Origin of the sequence: Parapedobacter sp. SGR-10 (assembly GCF_011030405.1) — a bacterium.
In the GTDB taxonomy this organism is placed as follows: Bacteria; Bacteroidota; Bacteroidia; order Sphingobacteriales; family Sphingobacteriaceae; genus Sphingobacterium.
This window is the reverse complement of the sequence record NZ_JAAJTJ010000050.1, coordinates 1-3,888: the sequence shown is the minus strand read 5'-3', so window position 1 is coordinate 3,888 and position 3,888 is coordinate 1. Positions and strand designations below refer to the sequence as shown.

Here is a 3,888-nt window from a genome sequence, read left to right as displayed (position 1 = left end):
TGCCTCATTGTAAAAAACGACCAGTATGCAACAAATAAAACTTTGGCAAATTGACAGTCATTCATGCTCACCGTGAAATCGTACATGTAGGGATGCTGCCCGTTTTTCGGTGAACCATCCACATCGCCTTCGGGCGATATGGCTTCAAAACCGACAATGAGCTCTTTGGCTTCTTTCGGGTTGAAAAACTCGTAATACACCGACACTTCGATGAATTGGTTGTTTATTTTTTTGAGATGTAAAATTTCCTTTTGTACCGAAATATCCGTTTCCTGTATTGGAATCAGTTGGTTGCCCAAAGCGAAATAAGCTCCGTCGTTGGCAAAAGCACTGCATGTCGTAGAAATAAATAGGATAATGTATTTTATTGATGTCATCATATCCATTTTTCTTCGAATCCTACATTAAAAACTCAACCCTATATCCGTTTTTTCAATCATTCCGGTGTTTTCCAAATTACAGATGCATCCTTTAATGGTTTGGGACACTCCATTTATTCTGCTTTCTTTGCCTTTGCTATCCGTGACGATGATGCCTGCTGTGTTTTTTTCATTTTCTGCAAAATATGCTCTGAAAACAAGATAAGTGTAGCCGTTGTTCATGAACTGAATATTGTCTATTTCCATACCCGAATTTTCTTTTCCGCCACCTCTCCAATAGGAATTGTATGCAAATTGCTCCCAACTTTCGGCCGTTCTTTCATTCGGGAACTCCAATTCAATTTTATTTTCACTACCGAACCGGTATTGGATGTAAGCATTGTTCTTGTCTTTCACCAAGACCATCATTTTGCCATTTTTTGTTTCGAACGAATAAATGACATCCTCATTAGGGAAAATCAGTTTATCCTGTGCAAACGCATTTGTAAACAGAAGTGCAAGCAGCGCTATTATTAAAAGTTTTTTCATTAGAAAACCAATTTAGTCATTTATTTGTTTTTGTATCCCCGATACCAATAGAATTTACATTCTTCGCTATCGTATTTCAAATAATAATCTTTTTTATTTACCCGAAAGTTCAGGTATTCTCTCACGTTGCCAGTTACTTTTACTCTTTCGGAAAAAATCAACGTTCCGTTTTCATCCACATAGCGCGTTTTTCCATCGTCGGATTGAAGCGTGAACAGTGGGAAATTATAATCTTTACTGATTTTGACAGGAGACGGAGGCCATATCCATCTCTTCTGCACGGCACTGTAAATACCTTCGAGATTTTGTTTCCCAATCCGAAATAGTGTTCTTGATGGATTAATTTCGTCAGTGTACAAACCACATATATAGTCGTATTCGGATGGGAGCAATGCCTCTCCCGACATGCTGATCATTGAGGTATGCGTAAGCTGATCTTTTTCATATCGCTTGCCGTTAATGACCATAATCGCCGATGCGCCCTCGCCTAAAAATAGATAAGAATGTGCAAAATAGTCGAGTGTCAATACCTTTCCGCTATCGCCAAAATAGATGTACGAAACGGAGTCTTTCAGCGAAAAAGCAACGCGATGTACACGACGGTCTTCAAGCTCTACATTGGCCAAAACAGCAACCGTGTCTGTAAAAACTGGTTTCCCGTCATTGTGCAACAGCATACGCAACTTCAATTTCGGAGATACATGTTTTGTCGCATATATTTCGTTTTTGTATAAAGCGATATAGTACCATTCGGGTTTGAGAATGACTTCTTGTTTTAAATTGATGACACCTTGCTTATCGTTGTTTGTAAAGGTCAGCAGTCCACCCGTTTCCACATCGCCTATTTTATCATAACGAAAGGGAATAACAAGGCGGCCAGAGGTATCGCACAAGCCATGTTTTTTGAAGGGGGTGTAAGCCTTAATCCGAAAATGTCCGTTCCGGCACGCAAAGCCTTCTTGATACCAAAAAACCTTGTAGGTCTTGGTTTCGGTATCGTATTCGCCCGGAATCCACGTACATGTAAAACCGAAATAGCCCCAAATGAAATAGATGAGAATGGGGATCGCAATAATAAGTTTTACTTTATGTCTGCCGAGTATGCCCATATATCGATACCTGTAATTTTTTAAAAATTAACATCCGCCACAACCTCCGTTATGTTCTTCTTCGGTACTAAAATTCTTGCAGCTCATTGTGTCAATTCTTCCTCGTAATACAGGTGAAAATAACCGGTCATCAGTTTATCTGCCAAATCCGTTTACAATTTGCAAGGATTCATTTATTATTTGCGCGATTGCTACGAATAATAAACCATTCGTTATGGATTGTAATTGCCCATACTGTTATCATTAAACCATGAAAAAGTTTTTGTGGCTAATAACTGCGGTTTTGATACTCTTCGTGGGCTGCTTCATCGATGCCAACTGTGTGGATTTCCAGAACCTGCTTAGGGATAAGTTTAGCTTTTCGGTGAAGACTCAACAGACGAAGACGAATTAAGGGCGACTACGGTGTAGTCATTTCGATGACTGGTTTTCCATTGATGCATTGTACAGGTTTGGCTTGGGTCGGGCAGTTGTTGTTTTTGCAATCTGTTTTCTCCAATGCTAGTTTTCTTTCCATCAGACGGTTGTGAATATGAATTTTTTCAAACATCTCTGCTGTTCGGATGGTTTTATGGATTGCTATTCCTTCCATGCAACAGCCTTTCCGTAGAAAGTAACTGCTCTATGCATTCGCGTCGGTACAGGGTACATCGTTGTAGAAATTTTCTATTTCGTCTAAACGTGGAGGCAATTCTTCGTTGATTTCTTCTAGTGGTAAATTCTGTACATAAATCAGTGTAGGTTTACCCTCAGCACAGACCTTTCGCAAGGGAGGGTTGGGTGCCCATATATAGTCATTTACTATGCCTTCTCGTGCCGCAGCTTTTCCGGCTTCTGATTGAAGGTGCTGTAGATCGGCCATTAGTTGGTCAAATTGTGTCCTTATGGATGGATGGATGGACGAGATAGTAGCCATTTTGGTTGATAAGATCAAACTCTTCGATGTCTGTACAAGGTACAGACTGTGTAAGGAGATTTATTCCCGCATATTTTTCACTGACCAGATTTGACCAGTAGAGATAAGATTTTTCCTCGTTTTTGTCACAAGCAAACAACAATGTAGCAACTGCAAATAGTAAAAAAAATATTTTCATGTAATTCAGTTTTGATTGTATTTTTTTGGTGTCAATAAATGCTTATTGATTACTTGGTATGGATAACGAAAGTCAATAAAGAAATGCTACAATAGAAGGCTAGATGTCATAGAAAAGTTGATTTATAAAATTCACGGTTTTCATGGATTGGTATTATTTTGGCTATATGTTTTTTGAATATTAAAAACTTAATCATCCATGGCTATGAAAACGAACGTATTTATGCTAACTGTTGTATGCTTATTACTTCCCTATGTAGGGATGTCCCAAGATTCTTCAAAGGTGCCCCAAAAGGGCAGCAAAGTTTATGTAATAGGAGAGTCGAAAAACGAGGATGCGATGAAAGCCATAGACAGGCTTATTGACGAGTTAAAAGATTGGGCCTATTGGGAGGTAAAACCAACTAAAGATGAAGCCGATTTTGTATTGAAAGCCGATATTAAAGCCTCGAAAGGGATGACACTAACATCGTGGGGTGGCACATCCTATACGTTGACAGCCCAAATTATAGATAAGGGTGGAAATGTTCTTTGGGAATCGGCTCAGTATAAAGCAAGCCCTAATGGTACAAATGGTTTTAACGCAGGGAATGCCGTAGTGAAGAAATTTATGCGGGCATTGAAGAAGAAGTTTAAATAGTGATTTCTTGTCCTATGCAAAGTTTTTCAATCGGAAATCTTTATAAATTGCTGTTATATATAAACGGACGGTAGTGGTGGTTCTCTTGATGGAGATACGAGGGGAGCACTTTGTTTGATCATTTAACAATTAAAGTTT

Annotated in this window: 8 protein-coding genes; 2 read left to right on the top strand and 6 right to left on the bottom strand. The window is 39.0% G+C overall.

Annotation, left to right across the window (positions count from 1 at the left end):
* The 3 genes from G5B00_RS17715 to G5B00_RS17705 all read right to left on the bottom strand — a co-directional run.
* Positions 1 to 380 (bottom strand): hypothetical protein (locus G5B00_RS17715; RefSeq protein ID WP_205966472.1); only part of this gene is annotated, 380 nt, incomplete at its 3' end.
* A 24-nt stretch (positions 381 to 404) separates the two neighbouring features.
* Complete coding sequence (locus G5B00_RS17710) at positions 405 to 908, bottom strand: hypothetical protein (RefSeq protein WP_163878773.1); 504 nt, start codon at positions 906 to 908, stop codon at positions 405 to 407.
* Positions 909 to 928: 20 nt separating this feature from the next.
* Positions 929 to 2,017: a WG repeat-containing protein gene (locus G5B00_RS17705; protein WP_163878770.1), complete on the bottom strand. Its 1,089-nt coding sequence runs from the start codon at positions 2,015 to 2,017 to the stop codon at positions 929 to 931.
* A 250-nt stretch (positions 2,018 to 2,267) separates the two neighbouring features.
* Between G5B00_RS17705 and G5B00_RS17700 the strand changes: the two genes are divergently transcribed.
* On the top strand, positions 2,268 to 2,411 hold the full coding sequence (locus G5B00_RS17700) for a hypothetical protein (RefSeq protein WP_163878767.1): 144 nt from the start codon (positions 2,268 to 2,270) through the stop codon (positions 2,409 to 2,411).
* Between the two features lie 6 nt (positions 2,412 to 2,417).
* Here G5B00_RS17700 and G5B00_RS17695 read toward each other — a convergent pair whose 3' ends face one another.
* Genes G5B00_RS17695 through G5B00_RS17685 form a run of 3 tightly spaced genes read right to left on the bottom strand, consistent with a single transcriptional unit; the run spans position 2,418 to position 3,111 of the window.
* A complete protein-coding gene (locus G5B00_RS17695; RefSeq protein ID WP_163878764.1) occupies positions 2,418 to 2,609 on the bottom strand; it encodes a hypothetical protein in 192 nt (63 codons plus the stop codon).
* 30 nt (positions 2,610 to 2,639) lie between these two features.
* Positions 2,640 to 2,933: a hypothetical protein gene (locus tag G5B00_RS17690; protein ID WP_163878761.1), complete on the bottom strand. Its 294-nt coding sequence runs from the start codon at positions 2,931 to 2,933 to the stop codon at positions 2,640 to 2,642.
* Positions 2,887 to 3,111: a hypothetical protein gene (locus G5B00_RS17685; RefSeq protein WP_163878758.1), complete on the bottom strand. Its 225-nt coding sequence runs from the start codon at positions 3,109 to 3,111 to the stop codon at positions 2,887 to 2,889. Before G5B00_RS17685 ends, G5B00_RS17690 begins: the two co-directional genes overlap by 47 nt.
* A gap of 204 nt (positions 3,112 to 3,315) precedes the next feature.
* Here G5B00_RS17685 and G5B00_RS17680 point away from each other — a divergent pair, with 204 nt between their 5' ends.
* Entirely contained in the window at positions 3,316 to 3,750 is a 435-nt protein-coding gene (locus tag G5B00_RS17680) for a hypothetical protein (RefSeq protein WP_163878754.1), read from the top strand.
* Positions 3,751 to 3,888 lie beyond the last annotated feature (138 nt).